Source organism: Phenylobacterium sp. Root700 (assembly GCF_001429025.1).
Classification (GTDB): domain Bacteria; phylum Pseudomonadota; class Alphaproteobacteria; order Caulobacterales; family Caulobacteraceae; genus Phenylobacterium.
On record NZ_LMHT01000012.1, the window covers coordinates 47,756 to 64,947 of the forward strand.

The window sequence follows — 17,192 nt, forward strand, 5'->3', positions numbered from 1 at the left end:
GTAAGGTGGCGGTGGCTTGGATCGGCCGATCGGCCGGCAGGCTAGATGTTGGAGAACAGGCGGACCCCGGCCTGCTCGGTGACGCTCGGCGCGATGCCGAGCTTGTCGACCCGCGACCCGCTGGGGCTCTCGGCGAACATCGCCTTGAATTGCCTGGAGAAGTGGGCGCAGTCCGAGAACCCCGTCTCCAGGGCGATGTCGGTCACCGACCGCGCGGTGTTGGCGAGCAGCCACCGCGCGTAGCGCAATCTCAGCATCCGGTAGTGGACGGTCGGCTGCACGCCGAGCGCGCCCTGGAACAATCGCTCGAGCTGGCGCGTGGAAAGACCCAGTCGCCGGGCCATGCTGCCAATGGTCATGGGCGATCCGAGGTTCTGTTCCATGAGCAACAGCGCCCGGCGCACCCGGGGATCATCGATCCCGCTGGAGCCGGACTCCACCGGCGGATGAGGCTGGGCCTCGTCGCCCCGATGGGGGCGATCGAGCAACAGGATGTGGCTGGCCTTCTGGGCCACCGCACGCCCCAGGCGCTGCTCGATCAGATGGCCGGCGAGATCGGCCGCTCCGACGCCGCCGGAACAGGTGATCCGGTCGCCGTCGACCAGGAACAGCCGGTCGGTGACCACCGCCTGATCTGGGAACTCCTCGAGGAAGTCCCGGCTATGATACCAGCTGACGCAGCTGGTCCGGCCCTGCATGAGGCCGGCCCGGCTCAGCACGAAGGCGCCCGTGCAGATGCCGATCAGCGGCGTCTTCGCCGCCGCCGCCGCCCGCAGGTAGTCCAGCGTCTCGTCATCGACCTGCCGCCCCTTGTGGAGCAGGCCGCCGATGACGACCACGAAGTCGAACTCCCGCGGATCGGTCAGTCCGCTGGTGCGGCTGACCGAGACCCCGCAACTGGCCCTGATTGTCTCGGCCTTGTTGTTCATGATCGACCACCGGCACAGGATCGGCCGGCTGTGATCGCCATCGTCGGCCGCCAGCCGCAGATGATCGACGAACAACGAGAACGCCGAGAGCGTGAAGTTCTCGGCCAGTATGATCCCGACGGAGAGAACGGAGCTGCGTTTCGCCTCTACTGGTCTCGGCCGGATCATCGTCACCCCCTGGAGCTTTCGCTGGCCGGCGCGCTGCTTCGCGCCCCGATGCTGCGCCCCGCCCCTTCCGGGGGAGCCAGGCTGGCCTGCGCCAGGCGAAGCCGATCAAGCCGGGCCAGCACATCGCCCTGCGCCGGGACCGCCCGGCTCGCGGCGTTGTCCACGTGCAGCAACATCTGCTCGGCCGTGGCCAGCGGATCGCCGTTGGCTGCCGCGAACAGCGAGTGGAAGACGTGCAGCCGCTTGGCGTCGCCGCCGATGACTTGGGTCTCGACGGTGAGCGGCACGCCGAGCTTCACCTCCTGCAGATGCCGGATATGGGTTTCGACCGTGTAGAAGCTGTGGCCGCCCGCGACGTAGTCCGCGCCCGCCCCGATGTAGCCGAGCAGCGCGTCGGTGGCGTCGCCGAACACCTGCAGATAGCGGTGCTCGGTCATGTGGCCGTTGTAGTCGATCCACTCCGGCAGGACGGCGGCGCGGTGCAGACGCAGCGGCGCGGCCTCATCGACCGGCGCGGACACCGGCTCAGGCAAGGCGCGCCGCAGTTGTTGCATATGGCGCTCCAGCGTCGCGCCCGCTCCCACGTCGGTAGCGCGCAATCCCTGCAGCACCGAGACCAGGGCCTTATCGCGCAGGCGTTCCAGGTCGCGGATCGAGACCCCGTCAGCCTGCTCGTCCGATTGCACCGCGATGCGGTCGGCGAGGCTGTCGGTCAGCTCCGGCGCCTCCAGCTTGGTCCAGGGCAGCTTCAGCGCCGGGCCGAACTGATCGAGGAAGTGCCGCATGCCGGCCTCTCCGCCGGCCAGCCGATAGGTCAGGAAGGTGCCCATGAACGACCAGCGCAGGCCCGCGCCGAAGCGGATCGCATCGTCGAGCTCGGCGGTCGTGGCGATCCCGTCATTGATCAGCCATAGGCCCTCGCGCCACACCGCCTCCAGCAACCGATCGGCGATGAAGCCGTCGATTTCCTTGCGCACGTGCAGCACCTGCATGCCGATACGCTCATACAGTTCGGCGGCGGCGGCCTTGGCCGCGTCGCTGGTCCGGGCGCCGCCGCAGATCTCCACCAGCGGCAGCAGATAGACCGGATTGAACGGGTGGCCGACGACCAGCCGTTCGGGGTGAGCCATGTCGCTCTGCAGGCTGGTCGGCAGCAGACCCGAGGTCGAGGAGCCGATCACCACCTCGGGCGGCAACAGAGCGTCCAGCTCGGCCAGCACGCGGCGCTTCAGGTCCTCGCGCTCGGGCAGGCTCTCCTGCACGAAGCCCGCGCCCTTCACGGCTTCGGCGATGCTGCCGGCGAACGACAGCCGTCCCTCGGCCGGCAACAGGCCCGGATAGAGCGCCGTCCAGGCGACGCGGGCTGAGTCCAGCACCGTGGCGACCTTGCGCTCGGCCTCGGGATCGAGGTCGAACATCACCACGTCGAGACCGTTCAGCAGAAAGCGCGCCGCCCAGCCCGCCCCGATGACGCCGCCGCCGATCAGGGCGACGCGGCGAATGGTTTCACTGGCCATCGGGCTCAACCCCGCTTCTTGAGCTGCAGGCGTTCGCGCACCTCGGCCGGGCCGAGGATACGGACGTTCATCGCCTCGAGGATCGTCACGGCGCGCTCCACCAGGTCGCCGTTGCTCGCGAGCCGGCCGCGGGACAGGTAGAGATTGTCCTCCAGCCCGACCCGCACATTGCCGCCGGCCAGGGCCGCCATCGCGACGTACGGCAGTTGCCGCGGTCCGATCGAGAAGGCGCTGAACGTCGCGCCGGGGGGGATCTGGTTGACCATGGCCATCAGGGTCAGCGGATCGTCCGGCGCGCCGTACGGAATGCCCATGCACAGCTGGATCATCAGCGGGGCGTCCAGCAGCCCCTCCTTCACCAGGTCGCGCACGAAGACCAGGTGGCCGCTGTCGAAGACCTCAAGCTCGGGCCGAACGCCCAGCTCCTGCACCCGCTTGGCCATGGCGCGAAGCTGGCTCGGCGTATTGGTCATGATGTAGTCGCCGGCCGAGAAGTTCATCGTGCCGCAATCGAGCGTGCAGATTTCTGGCAACAGCTCCTCGACATGGATCAGCCGCTCAAGCGGACCAGCCATGTCGGTTCCGACCGGATTGGGCGGCAGCGGATGCTCGCCCGATCCCAGCACCAGGTCGCCGCCCATGCCCGCCGTCAGGTTGATGATCACATCAACGTCGGAGGCGCGGATTTGCTCGACCACTTCGCGGTAGAGCGCCGGATCCCTAGACGCCGCCCCAGTTTCCGGGTCGCGGACGTGGATGTGGGCGATCGCGGCGCCGGCTCGGGCGGCTTCAATCGCCGAGTCGGCGATCTGTTTCGGGGTGACCGGCACGCCGGCGTGCTTGGCCGCCGTTTCTCCCGAACCGGTCACGGCGCAGGTGATAAAGACCTCGGAATTCATGGGCGACCTCGACATGCCGAACGTTGATCAATGGCGTCGAGACTAGGCATCTCCCGGCAGGCATAGCCGTACGGAAAACGACACAAAAGTGACGAATTACGACCCCGCGACGCAATAGCGCTGGAATTCCTCCAGGCCGCCCTTCAAGCTGCCCTCAATGGTGAGGAACAACGAAGTCGACGTACCGGAGGAGATCGGGTTTTTCCTGGCGCCTCGCTTTTCGTCCATGGCTTTTTTCTGCGCGGTGGAGCCGCTCCGCGTCGCCAATCGGCTGGCCGGCCGCGACCTCTATCATTGGAAAATCCTGTCGACGGACGGCGAGCCGGTGGAGTCCTCGAACGGCATGCGGCTGGTGGCCGACGCCGCGCTTGACGCCGCGACCGCCCCCGCCACGGTGATCGTCTGCTCGGGCTTCGACCCCACGAAAGCGGCGACGAAGTCCCTGCTCGCGATCTTGCGACGGCTCTCGGCGCGCCGTTGCGCGCTCGGGGCTCTCGACACCGGCGCGCACATCCTGGCCCTCGCCGGCGTGACCCGAGGAAGCCCCGTCGTCCTGCACTGGGAGGCCCAGTCGGCGTTCGAGGAGGCGTTCCCCGAGACGCCGGTGTCGTCGGAGCTGTTCGAGGACGACGGGCTGGTCTTCACCTGCGCCGGCGGCACCGCGGCCCTGGACATGATGCTGCACCGGATCGGCCGGGCCCATGGCCTGGCCCTGGCGACGGCGGTCTCCGAACAGTTCATCCACGACCGCATCCGCAGCAAGGGCGACCACCAACGCATGCCGCCGGCGCGCCGGCTGAATATCGCCAACGAAAAGGTGCTCGCCGCCATCAGCCTGATGGAGGCGGCGCTGGAGCGCCCTCTCTCGGCGCGAATCCTGGCGACGCGGGCCGGCGTCACCCCACGCCAGTTGGAGCGCCTGTTCCTGGGCGCCCTCGGGGTTTCGCCCATGCGCTACTACAAGACGCTGCGGCTGACCCGGGCGCGTGAACTGTTGCGCCAGACCGACTTGCCAGTTCTCGAAGTGGCGATCGCCACCGGTTTCAGCTCGACCGTGGTGTTTTCGCGCTGCTTCCGAGAGCAGTTCGCACGCTCGCCGCGGGACGATCGCCGCGACGAATGACAACACGCCGGCGACCTATGGGTCTGTCGGCTCGATTACGTTGGTACGCCGCCTTCATACAAGTCGATCCCCCTTGGGTCGTTCAGCGTCGGGCCAACTAGGGGGAGATAACGCACTGACCCAGAAATCCGTGATCGAAAGCCGGTCGATCGAGTATGTCCCGCTGTCCGAACGCCACGGCAAGGTCTGGCACCTCTGGCCGATCTGGTTCACTGGCGACGCCCACCTCGCGACGCTAGCCAGCGGCGCCATCGCCGTCGCCATGGGCCTGAACCTGGCCTGGTCGGCTGTCGCGATCGTCGCCGGCGGCGCGCTCGGCACCTTCTTCATGGCGTTCCATTCCGCCCAGGGCCCGCAGATGGGCCTGCCGCAGATGATCCAGTCGCGGCCCCAGTTCGGCTACCGTGGCGCCCTGCTGGTCTGGTTGGTCGCCCTGGCCACATACATTGGCTACAACGCCTTCAATCAGCAGCTCGCCGCCCGGACCATCCACCAACTAACGGGCGCGCCAATCGCGCCGTCCATGGTGGCGTTCACGCTGCTGGCGCTGGTCCTGGCGATCATCGGCTATCGGCTCATTCACAAGGCGCAGCGCTGGCTGGCCTATGTGATGATCGCCGCCCTCACCGCCTTCACCATCGGCGCGGCCTTCTTCATCCGGTTGCCGGCGTCGCAGTTCGACCTGGGCCTTGGGTCCTTCAAGACCATTCCGTTCCTGACCCAATTCTTCGCGGCGGCGGCCTACCAGCTGAGCTGGTCGATCTATGTGTCGGACTATTCCCGCTACCTTCCGCGCGACGTCGGGGTCCGCAGCTCGTTCTGGTGGACCTTTGTCGGCGCACTGCTCGGCGGGGCCTGGATGATGCTGGTCGGGGCGCTGGCCACCGCCTGGGCGCCGGGCGTCGACATTGTCGCCGCGACCCGCGCCGCCAGCGATGCGATCACCCCGGGCTTCGGCACGGTGATGCTGGTCGCCTCGCTCCTGGGCCTGATCACGATCACCAGCCTGAACTTCTACGGCGCGGCCCTGACCCTGCTCAGCGTCGTGGACTCCTTTAGCCCGATCAAGCCGGGACATGCCGGCCGGATCATCAGCCTGGCGGTCATCGGCGTCGTCGCCACCAGCCTCTCGCTGTCGTCGCCGCACCTGGTCGACCGGTTCGAGGAACTGCTGGCCGTGCTGCTTTACCTCTTCACCCCGTGGACCGCGATCAACCTGGTGGACTTCTACCTGGTGCGCCGCTCGCACTACTCGATCCTCGAGATCTTCAAGCCGAGCGGCATGTACGGCATGTGGAACTGGCGGGGTCTCAGCGCCTACGCGCTGGGCTTCGTGGCCATGGTCCCGTTCTTCAGCACCGCGGTCTACGTCGGGCCAGCCGCCAAGGCGCTCGGCGGCGCCGACATCTCCATGCTGATCGGGCTGCCGGTCGCCGGGATCGCCTACCTGCTGGCCTGCCGCTCGATGGACCTGTCGCTCGACCGCCATCTGGCCACCAGCGCCGACCTGCAGCTCGAACACTGACACCTGCTCAACACTCAGGAGACGCACCATGCGACGTGATCTCGGCTATCGACGCCACCTGATCGCCCCGGCCCTGGCGACCCTTCTGGCCGCGACCGCTCTGCACTCGGCCAGCGCGGCCCCCGCCCCGGCCGCGGCGCGCAAGCCGATCCCGGTGAGCGTCGCCGAACTCGACGCCTTCGACGCCGGCAAGACCACGGCCAAGCTGCCCAACGGCCAGACCATCGCCTATATCGACGCCGGCCGGCGCGACGGGCCGCCGCTGCTGCTGGTCCACGGCTTCACCGACAACGCCCGCGACTGGCTGATGGTCGCGCCCTATCTGCAGGACTATCGACTGATCATCGTCGACCTGCGCGGACACGGCGCCTCAAGCAAGCCCGAGTGCTGCTATACACGGCTGGATTTTGCCTATGATCTCAAGCTGTTGATGGATCATCTTGGCATCGACAAAACCGACATCGCCGGGCACTCGCTGGGCAGCATGGTCACCCAGACCTACGCCGAGTACTGGCCCGAGCGGACCCGCAAGGTCGTCCTGATCTCCTCCAGCGGCGGCCCGAAGCCGGATGCGAGCCCCGCCGAAGTCGCCAAGCGAACCGAGTCGTTCGACTACCGCACCCCGATCCGGAAGCTCAAGGATCCGATCGATCCCGACTCGCCGTTCATGGTCGCCTGGTGGGCCTCGCCGACCCCCGTCGACGAGACCTTCCTGAGCCGGCAGCGCAAGGACGCCGCGGCGATCCCCGTCAATGTCTGGCTGGCGGTGATGGACCAGGGCCTGGTCGGCAACGACCTGCAGGCCACCCTGCCGATGCTCGTCGCGCCGACCCTGCTGGTCTGGGGCGACAAGGACGAGCTCGTCAGCCACGAGCGCAAGGAAACCCTGCGCGCCGCTCTGCCCAAGGCGAAGGTCAAGATCTACCCGGACTTCGGCCACAACCCGATGTGGGAAGATCCCGCCGATCTGGCCCGTGAGATGAAGGCCTTCCTGAAGGACTGACGCCGACTGTCGCAAGAATTCAAAGGCGGCGCCGTAGGCGTGCGCGCACCTCCCCACCCCGCCCGGCACCTTTAAGAAACCGCCGCCGGGCGGAGTGTTGGAGAACGCCTGATGACCACGCCGTCCCAGACCGCCGCAGCGGCCTTCTTCAATCGCAGCCTCGCCGACGACCCCGCCGTGCGCGACGCCATCGGCCTGGAGCTCGGCCGCCAGCGGGACAAGCTGGAACTCATCGCCTCGGAGAACATCGTCTCGCCCGCCGTGCTGGCGGCGCAGGGCTCGGTGCTGACCAACAAGTACGCCGAGGGCTATCCGGGTCGGCGCTATTACGGCGGCTGCGAGCACGTCGACATCACTGAGCAACTGGCCATCGACCGGGCAAAGGCTCTGTTCGGTTGCGGGTTCGCCAACGTACAGCCCCACTCCGGCGCCCAGGCCAACATGGCCGCTCTGTTCGCGCTGCTCACCCCCGGCGACACCCTGCTGGGCATGAGCCTGGCCCATGGCGGACACCTGACGCACGGCGCGGCCCCGACGGTCTCGGGCCGCTGGTTCAAGGCCGTGGGCTATGGCGTCGATCCCGCCACCCAGCAGATCGATTTCGACGAGGTGGCGGCGCTGGCGCGCGAGCATCGGCCCCGGCTGATCATCGCCGGCGGTTCGGCCTATCCGCGTGAGATCGACTTCGCGCGCTTCCGGGCCATCGCCGACGAGATCGGCGCCTATCTGATGGTCGACATGGCCCACTTCGCCGGACTGGTGGCGGCCGGCGCGCATCCCAGCCCCCTGCCGCACGCCCATGTCGTGACCTCGACGACCCACAAGACCCTGCGCGGCCCGCGCGGCGGGCTGGTGCTGACCAATGACGAAGCCATCGCCAAGAAGATCAATTCGGCGGTGTTTCCGGGCATCCAGGGCGGCCCCCTGCAGCACGTGATCGCCGCCAAGGCCGTGGCCTTCGGCGAGGCGCTGGCTCCCGACTTCAAGGCCTACGCCCAGCAGGTCGTGGTCAACGCCCGCGCCATGGCCGCCACCCTGGCCGAGCGCGGCGCCTCGATCGTGTCCGGGGGAACCGACACTCACCTGGTCCTGGTCGACCTGCGTCCCAAGGGCCTGACCGGCAAGGTCGCCGAGCACGTCCTCGATGAGGCCGGAATCACCTGCAACAAGAACGGCATTCCCTTCGACCCGCAGAAGCCGGCGATCACCTCGGGTATCCGGCTGGGCTCGCCCGCCCTGACCACCCGAGGATTCGGCGAGGCCGAGTGCGTGCAGGTCGCGTCCCTGATCGACCAGGTGCTGAGCGCGACCTCGCCGGACGGCCAGACCGATCCGGCCACCCTGGCGGCGGTGCGGGGCGACGTCGCCGCGCTTTGCCAGCGTTTTCCGATCTATCCGTCCTGACCGCGCCGGACGCTGGGCGCATGGCCGAAGCGGCGCCGGAAGGCGGTGGAGAAGTGAGCCGGCGAACTGAAGCCGCAAGCCACCGCCACGTCGGTCACCGACATGGCGGTCTGGCCAAGCAGGACCCTGGCGCGCTCGAGCCGCAAACCGCTCGAGAACGCCGCCGGCGTCTGGCCCAGGTGCCGGACGAACAGGCGCTCCAACTGGCGCGACGACAGCCGCACGGCGGCGGCCACCTCGGATGGTGATTTCGGCGAGGCGGGGTCGCCCTCCAGCATCCGCACCGCGGCCTCCAGCTGCGGATGCCCCTTGGCCGCGCGCAGGTGGGTGGAGGCCGGCTGGCGCTCGGCGCCGGCGCGGTCGCGCTCGACGATGAACTGCGCCGAGACCCGGCGAGCGACGTCGCGGCCATGTCGGGCGGCGATCAGGTGGGTCATCATATCCAGCGGCGCGACCCCGCCGGTGCAGGTCAGCCGGTCGCCGTCGATGGCATAGAGATCCTCGACGAAATCGATGTCCGGGAACTCCTCGCGGATGGCCGACAGGTTCTCCCAGTGGATGGCGCAGCGCCGCCGCCCTAGCAGTCCGGCCTCGGCCAGGGCGAAACTGCCGGTGCACAGCGCGCCCAGCGCCGTCCTGCCGACGGCGAGGTGGCGCAGGGCCGCAATCAGCGGGCGGCCCGTGGCGTGACGCACGTCCACCCCGCCGCAGACGAACACCGCGTCAAAGGCGCCGGCCTGCGCCAACGAGACCGTCGGCTGCAAGGTCAAGCCGTTGGAGGCCGCGACCGCCTGGCCGTCCAGGGTGATGATCCGCCAGCTATAGTCCTCCCGGCCGATCAGCCGGTTGGCCATGCGCAGGGCTTCGAGCGCGTTGGCGCACGCGATCATCGAATAGTTCGGCAGGGTCAGGAACCCGAAGCTCTGAAGGGCCGCCGGCTCCATGAGCGCCTCAGCGCTCGATGATCAGGTCGCTTGTGGGGCGCGAGCAGCAGAGCAGGATCATGCCCTGGTCGATCTCGCGCTGTCGAATGCCGCCCGCATGGGTCATGTTCACGGCGCCCGCCACCATCTTGCTCTTGCAGGTCCCGCACATTCCCTTGGTGCAAGACGAGGGCAATCTCATACCGGCCGCCCGGGCGGCGTCGAGCACAAACGTGTCGGGCCCGCAGGTTACGGTCCGCCCCGAGTTCGCGAACGAGATCGTGTACTGGGTCTCCGTCGAGGCGGCGGCAGGCTCGGCGAGCTCCGGCTCTGCCGCGTTCAGCGTCGCGAAGTCGAAGCTTTCCTCATGATGGCGGGCCATGTCGAAGCCGGCCGCGACCAGCATGGCCTTGACCGCCTCCATGTAGCCGGCGGGGCCGCAGACAAAGATCTCCCGCTCGCGGAAGTCGGGCGCCAGCTGATCCAGTTGCTGTTGGCCGAGCCTCCCCGTCAGCCCCACCCAGCCGTCGCCGGCCGTCTCGCAGATCGCCGCGGCGCGAAACCCGGAGCGGACCCGCTCCATCAGCGCGACCTCGTCGCGAAACACGATGTCGGCCGGCGAGCGGGCGCTGTGGATGAAGACGATGTCGGCGTCGCTGGCCAGGTCATGGTGTGCGCGCGCCATGCTCATCAGCGGCGTGAGGCCGCTGCCGGCCGACAGGAACAGGTACTTCGCCGCGGGATGATCGGCGCAGGTGAACTCGCCCATCGGGCCGAGCGCCCGGATCGCGCCGCCGACCTTCAGCGTGTCGTGCAGCCAGTTCGACACCGGCCCGCCGGGCACGCGCTTGACGGTGATGGCGATGGTGTTCGGCCGCGTCGGCGAGGAGGCCAGCGTATAGCAGCGATGGACGCTCTCGCCGCCGATCTGAAACTCGAAGGTGAGGAACTGGCCGGGACGGAAGTGAAACAGCCGAGGTTCGGGGGCCGAGAACACGAAGGTGCGGACGTCGTGGGTCTCGTCATGGACCGCCCGGCAGATCAGCACGTCGTCGACTTCGGCGTCCCAGGCCGGCGGCGGCGTCCCGGCGGGCCGCGCGAGGATGGCCTGAACCGACATCAGGCGAGTTCCGCCGACAGCCGGCCCAGATACCAGGTGCAGAACTTCTCCACGAAGCCCTCGGTGAAGGGCGAATAGGGCCCCGGTTCATAGGCGGGGCTGCGCACCCCGGCCTGGGAAATCCCCACCAGCTCGGCGTCCTGGCGATTGGTCGCCAGCCAGACCCGGGTCAGGTTCTCAACGTCGTAATCCACCCCCTCGACCGCATCCTTGTGAACCAGCCATTTGGTGCGCAGCAGGGTCTCCTCAGGTCCAACCGGGATCACCGAGAAGGTGACGATGTGGTCGCCCATGAAGTGGTGCCAGGAGTTCGGCTGCGTCCAGAACGACAGCCCGCCCGACCGCCGATCCTTGATCTGCCCCAGCATCCGCTGCGAGGCCGCCTTGGTGTCGAGGGTCTGGCTTTCCCCGTGTTGGTCCATCGGCAGGCGCTCGGTGCGGAACCCGGTGACCCGATCGCTCAGGTGCTCGACCTCACGGGCCGGCAGGCCGTCGGCCTCCCATCGCTGTTGCAGCTCGGTGACCATGTCGGCGTAGCGCTCGGCCTGCTGGAGGTCGAGGTCGTCCAGCGCGGTTGGCGAGAAGCCGAAGCCGTAGGCGAACAGCGAGGTCGTCAGCTCGGGATGATTGGCCGCGCAGTGATAGCACTCGCGGTTGTTCTCCATGGTGAGCTTCCAGTTGCCGTGCTCGATCAGATCCGTCGAGTGGGCGATCTTGCAGTTCGCGACATCGTGGGGCGCCAGATAGGGCGTCATCACCCGCGCCATCTCCTCGATATCGGCCGGCGGCTCATCGGCCAGACAGATAAACAGCAGCCCGGCGACCGAGCGCAGATGGACCGGCTTCAGGCCCCGGCAGCTCTTGTCGAAGTCCTCGCCCATATGGTCGGCGAACAGCAGCCGGCCATCCAGGGCGTAGGTCCAGGCGTGATAACGGCAGACCAGGTTGCCGACCGAGGACTTGCCGTCCGGCGTCAGCCGCGCGCCGCGATGGCGGCAGACATTGTGGAAGGCGCGGATCTGCATGTCGTCGTCGCGGACGATGATCACCGACGCCGCCCCGATGTCGAAGCTCATCACGTCGCCGGCCTCGGGCACGTCGGGCTCGACCCCGACATAGATCCAGTGGCGGGCGAAGATCAGGTCCAGGTCGGTCTGGAAGATTTCCGGGCTGGTGTAGAAGTCCTGATCCAGGGTGTGCCCCGGCTTGCGCCCGGCGATCAGTTGGGCGAGCGCATCGTGCGGCATGGGATCCTCGACGTGGGTCTGGAGCGGCCTGAAAACCGGGCCAGTGTGAACCGCTCGCCGAGCGTCAGCTTTCTCAAAAGCGACATCTTCTTTTTATTTTACGACACCGCCCAATTGCGGTCGGGACCCGCTCCGCCGCGCCCGAATGATGTCGCATAGGTTCAAGCCGAGCGGCGGACTGATGCTCGTTGGGGGACGTTCGACGCCGCAAGATGACCTTCGTTATCGATGTGGGGGCGCCGCATGCAGAAGTTCTCAGCCTTCTCGCTTCTTCGCGAAGGCCTTTCAGGTCAGCGCGGTTGGCAGGCCCAATGGCGCTCGCCAGAGCCCAAGCGCGCCTATGACGCGGTGATCATCGGCGGCGGCGGCCACGGCCTGGGCGCGGCCTACTACCTGGCCAAGGAGCATGGCCTGACCAACATCGCGGTCCTGGAAAAGGGCTGGATCGGCGGCGGCAACACCGGGCGCAACACCACCATCATCCGCTCGAACTACCTGTTTCAGGAAAGTTCGACGCTGTACGACCACGCCATGAAGCTGTGGGAGAACCTCTCCCAGAGCCTCAACTACAACGTCATGTTCTCGCAGCGCGGCGTGCTGATGCTCGCCCACACCGTCCATGACGTGCAGGTCTTCAAGCGCCACGTGCACGCCAACCGCGTCAACGGCGTGGACAACGAATGGCTGACCCCCGAGGAAGCCAAGGACTTCTGTCCGCCGCTCAATATCGAACCGGGCATGCGCTATCCGGTGCTCGGCGGCGCCCTGCAACGTCGTGGCGGCACCGCGCGCCACGACGCGGTCGCCTGGGGCTACGCCCGCGCCGCCGACGCGCTGGGTGTCGACATCATTCAAAACTGCGAAGTCACCGGCATCCGGCGCGACGCGTCCGGGGCGGTGAACGGCGTCGAAACCACCCGCGGCCCGATCTCCACCCGCAAGATCGGCGTCTCCGCCGCCGGCCACACCAGCGTGGTCATGGGCATGGCCGGGGTCCGGCTGCCGCTGGAAAGCTACCCGCTGCAGGCGCTGGTTTCCGAACCGATCAAGCCGGTCTTCCCCTGCGTGGTGATGTCCAACACCATCCACGCCTACATCAGCCAGTCCGACAAGGGCGAGCTGGTGATCGGCGCCGGAACCGACATCTACACCTCCTACACCCAGCGCGGCGGCCTGCACGTCAACGCCCACACCCTCGACGCCATCTGCGAGCTGTTCCCGCAGTTCCGGCGCATGCGGATGCTGCGCAACTGGGGCGGCATCGTCGACGTCACCCCGGACCGCTCGCCGATCATCGCCAAGACCCCGGTGCCCGGCCTCTACGTCAACTGCGGCTGGGGCACCGGCGGCTTCAAGGCCACGCCCGGCGCGGCGCACCTGCTGGCCTGGACCATGGCCAAGGACGAGCCCCACCCGATCAACGCGCCCTTCACCATCGAACGCTTCCGCGACGGCTACCTGATCGACGAAGCGGCCGCCGCCGCCGTCGCGCACTGAGACGACATCATGCTGCTGATCACCTGCCCCTATTGCGGCCCCCGCCCCGAACTTGAGTTCGCCTATGGCGGCCAGGCCCATATCGCCCGGCCGCAACAGCCGGCGGACCTGAACGACGACGCCTGGGCCGAGCACCTCTACATGCGCGACAACGCCAAGGGCGCGCACGCCGAGCGTTGGCGCCACACCCACGGCTGCGCGCGGTTCTTCAACGCCGTCCGCGACACCGGCAGCGATCGCATCCTGGCGACCTATGAAACCGGCACGCCGCGACCGGCCGCCGGCGACCTCGTCGGAGGCGCGGCATGACCAGCGTTTATCGGACTAAGGACGGCGGCCGGATCCAGCGCGGCAAGCCGCTGCGCTTCACCTTCGACGGCCGCGCGCTGCAAGGCGTCGAGGGCGACACCCTGGCCTCGGCCCTGCTGGCCAACGGCATTCATCTGGTCGGTCGCTCGTTCAAGTACCACCGACCGCGCGGCATCCTGTCGGCCGGCGCCGACGAACCCAACGCCCTGGTCGGAGTCCGCCGCGACGCCGCGCGCTATACACCCAACCTGCGCGCCACCCAGGTCGAACTGTATGACGGCCTGGAGGCGGAGAGCCAGAACCGCTGGCCCAGCCTGGCGCTGGACACCGGCGCCCTCAACGGCCTGATCTCGCCGTTCATCCCGGCGGGCTTCTACTACAAGACCTTCATGTGGCCGCGTAAGGCCTGGGACAGCCTCTACGAACCCTTCATCCGCGCCGCCGCCGGCCTTGGCCGCGCGCCCACCCAGGCCGATCCCGACCGCTATCTGAACCGCTACGCCCATTGCGACGTGCTGATCGCCGGGGCCGGACCCGCCGGCCTGTCGGCCGCCCTGACGGCGGCCCGCAGCGGGGCGCGCGTGATCCTCTGCGACGAGCAGTCCGAGTTCGGCGGCTCGCTGCTGGCCGAAACCTCCGCGACCATCGAAGGTCTGCCGGCCCAGGTCTGGCTGCAGGAAGCCATCGCCGAACTGGCGGGCAATCCTCGGGTCGTCCTGCTGCCGCGGACCACCGCCTTCGGCTACTTCGCCCACAACCTGATCGGCTTGAACCAGCGCGTCACCGACCACCTCGCCGTCCCCTCCGCCGAGCAGCCGCGCGAGCGCCTGTGGCAGGTGCGCGCCAAGGAGGTGATCCTCTGCGCCGGCGCGCTGGAACGCCCGCTGGTCTTCCCGGGCAATGATCGCCCCGGAATCCTGCTGGCCGACTCCGCCCGGACCTATCTGAACCGCTACGGCGTGCGGCCAGGCAAGCGGGTGGTGATCATCACCGCCCATGACGGCGCCTATCGCGCCGCGCTCGACCTGCATGCCGCCGGGGTGGAGATCGCCGCCATCGCCGACGTCCGCGCCACCGCCGACGGACCGGCGCCGCAAGCCGCCAGGCAGGCCGGCCTGCCGATCCGGCTGCGAACCACGATCACCGGAACCCGGGGCGGCCTGCGCGTCGAGGGCGTGAGCCTGGCGGCCATGGATGGCGGCCCCTCCCAGTCCGTGGCCTGCGACGCGGTGTTGATGTCTGGCGGCTTCACCCCCAGCGTCCACCTGTTCTCCCAGTCCCGCGGCAAGCTGGACTGGGACCCGGCCGCGCAGAGCTTCGTCCCCGGCCGTTCGGCCGAACGCGAGCGCTCCGCCGGTGCGAGCCGCGGCCTCTTCGGTCTGGCCGAAGTCCTGGCCGATGGCGCGGCGGCCGGCGCGGACGCCGTCGCCGCTGCGGGTTTGACGCCGCCCGCTCCCCGCCGCCTCGAGGCCTCGGGGATCGATCTCGGCACGGACGGCTTCCTCGGCGCCCTGCCCGGCGCGGGCGCGCCTGGCGCCAAGGCCTTCGTGGACTGGCAGAACGACGTCACCGCCAAGGATCTACTGCTGGCGACCCGCGAGGGCTTCCGCTCCATCGAGCATATCAAGCGCTACACCACGACGGGCATGGCCACCGACCAGGGCAAGACCTCAAACATGAACGCCCTGGGCGTCGTGTCCGAGGCCCTGGGCACGCCGATCCCGGCGGTCGGGCTGACCACCTTCCGCATGCCCTACACGCCGGTGACCTTCGGAAGCTTGGCGGCGACCTCGCGCGGAGTGCTGTTCGACCCGGTCCGCACCACCCCGATCCATGATTGGGCGGCGGCGCAGGGCGCGGTGTTCGAGGATGTCGGCCTGTGGAAACGCGCCCGCTACTTCCCGCGCGGCGGCGAGGACATGGACGCCGCCGTGGCCCGCGAATGCCTGGCCGTCCGCTCCGGCGTCGGCGTCTTCGACGCCACCACCCTGGGCAAGATCGAGGTCGTCGGACCTGACGCGGCGAAGTTCATGAACCGTCTCTACGTCAACGCCTGGACCAAGCTGGCCCCTGGCCGCTCGCGCTACGGCGTGCTGCTGCGCGACGACGGCTTCATCTTCGACGACGGGGTGGTCGGGCGCGTGGCCGAGGACCGCTTCCACGTCACCACCACCACCGGCGGCGCGCCGCGAGTGCTGGCGATGATGGAGGACTATCTGCAGACCGAATGGCCCGACCTCAACGTCTGGCTGACCTCGACCACTGAGCAATGGGCGGTGATCGCCGTCCAGGGCCCGCAGGCCCGCCAGGTCCTTGAGGGCTTGGTCGAGGGGATCGACCTGTCGGCGGAGGCCCTGCCGCATATGAGCCTGACCGAAGGCAAGATCTGCGGCGTTCCCACCCGCCTGTTCCGGATGAGCTTCACCGGCGAACTCGGCTTCGAGGTCAATGTCCCGACCTCCCACGGACGAGCAGTCTGGGAGGCGATCTGGGCCGCCGGCCAGCCCCACGGAATGGTCGCCTACGGCACCGAGACCATGCACGTCCTGCGGGCGGAGAAGGGCTACATCATCGTCGGTCAGGAAACCGACGGCACGGTGACGCCGGACGACGCCGGCCTCAGCTGGGCCATCGGGCGGACCAAGGCCGACTATGTCGGCAAGCGCTCCCTGGCCCGGGAGGCGATGAACGCCCCCGACCGCAAGCAGCTGGTGGGCCTCTACACCCAGAACCCGTCCGTGGTCATCGAGGAAGGCTCGCAGGTCGTCGCCGACGCCCGGCAGCAGATCCCCATGCGCCCGATCGGGCACGTCTCCTCGTCCTATATGAGCGCCACGCTCGGCCGCTCCATCGCGCTGGCCCTGGTCTCCGGCGGCCGGGCGCGCATGGGCCAGACCCTGTTCGTTCCCACCGCCGATGGCGAAGTCGCGGTCACGGTGACTTCGCCGGTCTTCTACGATCAAGAAGGAGTGCGGGTGAATGCATGACACCCTGACCGCCCAGCGGCCCTCGGCCGCATCGATGTCGGCCCCCGCGATCGTCAAGCCCCTGCCCGCGGCCTCGCGTTTCATCCTGCAGGGAAGCGCCGCGGTCATGGCCGCAGCGGCCGCCGCCCTGGCGCTGCCAGACACCAAACTAGCGTGCCGGGCCTCCGCCCACGGCGAACGCGCGATCCTCTGGCTTGGCCCGTATGAACGGCTGGTGATCGGCGGAGAGGCCGAGGGGGCTGAACTGACCCGCCTGCTCGCCGCCGCGCTAGTCGACCTGCCTCACTCGCTCGTCGAGGTCACCGACCGCCAAATCGCCTTCGAAGTGACGGGGCCGCACGCCGCCGAACTGCTCAACAGCGCCTGCCCGCTCGATCTCGATCTCAGCCAGTTCCCGGTCGGCATGTGCACCCGCACGATCCTGGCCAAGGCCGAGATCGTGCTGTGGCGCACGGCGCCCGAGACCTTCCGCCTGGAGGTCTGGCGCTCGTTCAGCGCCTATGTCGTCGGCTTGCTGGAAGAAGCCGGGCGCGCCTGAGCC

The 17,192-nt window shown here is 68.5% G+C and carries 14 protein-coding genes; 8 read left to right on the top strand and 6 right to left on the bottom strand.

Annotation, left to right across the window (positions count from 1 at the left end; translation table 11 throughout):
* Positions 1-41: 41 nt before the first annotated feature.
* The 3 genes from ASE02_RS07755 to ASE02_RS07765 are packed head-to-tail and all read right to left on the bottom strand — an operon-like array spanning position 42 to position 3,513.
* Complete coding sequence (locus ASE02_RS07755; protein WP_056732866.1) at positions 42-1,097, bottom strand: GlxA family transcriptional regulator; 1,056 nt, start codon at positions 1,095-1,097, stop codon at positions 42-44.
* Between the two features lie 2 nt (positions 1,098-1,099).
* Entirely contained in the window at positions 1,100-2,614 is a 1,515-nt protein-coding gene (locus ASE02_RS07760; protein ID WP_056732868.1) for a carnitine 3-dehydrogenase, read from the bottom strand.
* Between the two features lie 5 nt (positions 2,615-2,619).
* Positions 2,620-3,513 carry a 3-keto-5-aminohexanoate cleavage protein gene (locus tag ASE02_RS07765; RefSeq protein WP_056732870.1) on the bottom strand — a complete coding sequence of 298 codons (894 nt, stop codon included), beginning with the start codon at positions 3,511-3,513 and terminating at the stop codon, positions 2,620-2,622.
* 157 nt (positions 3,514-3,670) lie between these two features.
* On the opposite strand from ASE02_RS07765, the gene ASE02_RS07770 reads away from it, so the two are divergent.
* The 4 genes from ASE02_RS07770 to glyA all read left to right on the top strand — a co-directional run bounded on the left by ASE02_RS07770 (position 3,671) and on the right by glyA (position 8,568).
* The gene (locus ASE02_RS07770; protein WP_056732872.1) at positions 3,671-4,636 is read left to right on the top strand and encodes a GlxA family transcriptional regulator; all 966 of its coding nucleotides are present in this window, start codon (positions 3,671-3,673) and stop codon (positions 4,634-4,636) included.
* Positions 4,637-4,766: 130 nt separating this feature from the next.
* Positions 4,767-6,161 carry a cytosine permease gene (locus ASE02_RS07775; protein WP_200957636.1) on the top strand — a complete coding sequence of 465 codons (1,395 nt, stop codon included), beginning with the start codon at positions 4,767-4,769 and terminating at the stop codon, positions 6,159-6,161.
* 28 nt (positions 6,162-6,189) lie between these two features.
* On the top strand, positions 6,190-7,164 hold the full coding sequence (locus ASE02_RS07780) for an alpha/beta fold hydrolase (protein WP_056732874.1): 975 nt from the start codon (positions 6,190-6,192) through the stop codon (positions 7,162-7,164).
* A 111-nt stretch (positions 7,165-7,275) separates the two neighbouring features.
* Positions 7,276-8,568 carry a serine hydroxymethyltransferase gene (gene glyA / locus ASE02_RS07785; protein WP_056732875.1) on the top strand — a complete coding sequence of 431 codons (1,293 nt, stop codon included), beginning with the start codon at positions 7,276-7,278 and terminating at the stop codon, positions 8,566-8,568.
* Here glyA and ASE02_RS07790 read toward each other — a convergent pair.
* Genes ASE02_RS07790 through ASE02_RS07800 form a run of 3 tightly spaced genes read right to left on the bottom strand, consistent with a single transcriptional unit; the run spans position 8,556 to position 11,858 of the window.
* On the bottom strand, positions 8,556-9,512 hold the full coding sequence (locus ASE02_RS07790) for a GlxA family transcriptional regulator (RefSeq protein WP_056732877.1): 957 nt from the start codon (positions 9,510-9,512) through the stop codon (positions 8,556-8,558). The two genes, glyA and ASE02_RS07790, sit on opposite strands and share 13 nt — an antisense overlap.
* Positions 9,513-9,519: 7 nt before the next feature.
* Positions 9,520-10,611 carry a hybrid-cluster NAD(P)-dependent oxidoreductase gene (locus ASE02_RS07795; RefSeq protein WP_056732879.1) on the bottom strand — a complete coding sequence of 364 codons (1,092 nt, stop codon included), beginning with the start codon at positions 10,609-10,611 and terminating at the stop codon, positions 9,520-9,522.
* Positions 10,611-11,858 (bottom strand): SRPBCC family protein, encoded by a 1,248-nt coding sequence (locus ASE02_RS07800; RefSeq protein WP_056732881.1) that lies wholly within the window; start codon positions 11,856-11,858, stop codon positions 10,611-10,613. The genes ASE02_RS07795 and ASE02_RS07800 overlap by 1 nt, the downstream gene beginning before the upstream one ends.
* A gap of 243 nt (positions 11,859-12,101) precedes the next feature.
* Between ASE02_RS07800 and ASE02_RS07805 the strand changes: the two genes are divergently transcribed.
* The 4 genes from ASE02_RS07805 to ASE02_RS07820 are packed head-to-tail and all read left to right on the top strand — an operon-like array spanning position 12,102 to position 17,189.
* Entirely contained in the window at positions 12,102-13,355 is a 1,254-nt protein-coding gene (locus tag ASE02_RS07805; RefSeq protein ID WP_056732884.1) for a sarcosine oxidase subunit beta family protein, read from the top strand.
* A gap of 9 nt (positions 13,356-13,364) precedes the next feature.
* A complete protein-coding gene (locus ASE02_RS07810; protein WP_056732887.1) occupies positions 13,365-13,664 on the top strand; it encodes a sarcosine oxidase subunit delta in 300 nt (99 codons plus the stop codon).
* Positions 13,661-16,651, top strand: a complete 2,991-nt coding sequence (locus ASE02_RS07815; protein WP_056732889.1) for a sarcosine oxidase subunit alpha — start codon at positions 13,661-13,663, stop codon at positions 16,649-16,651. Before ASE02_RS07810 ends, ASE02_RS07815 begins: the two co-directional genes overlap by 4 nt.
* Positions 16,644-17,189, top strand: a complete 546-nt coding sequence (locus tag ASE02_RS07820) for a sarcosine oxidase subunit gamma (RefSeq protein WP_056732891.1) — start codon at positions 16,644-16,646, stop codon at positions 17,187-17,189. Before ASE02_RS07815 ends, ASE02_RS07820 begins: the two co-directional genes overlap by 8 nt.
* The last annotated feature ends 3 nt before the right edge of the window (positions 17,190-17,192 follow it).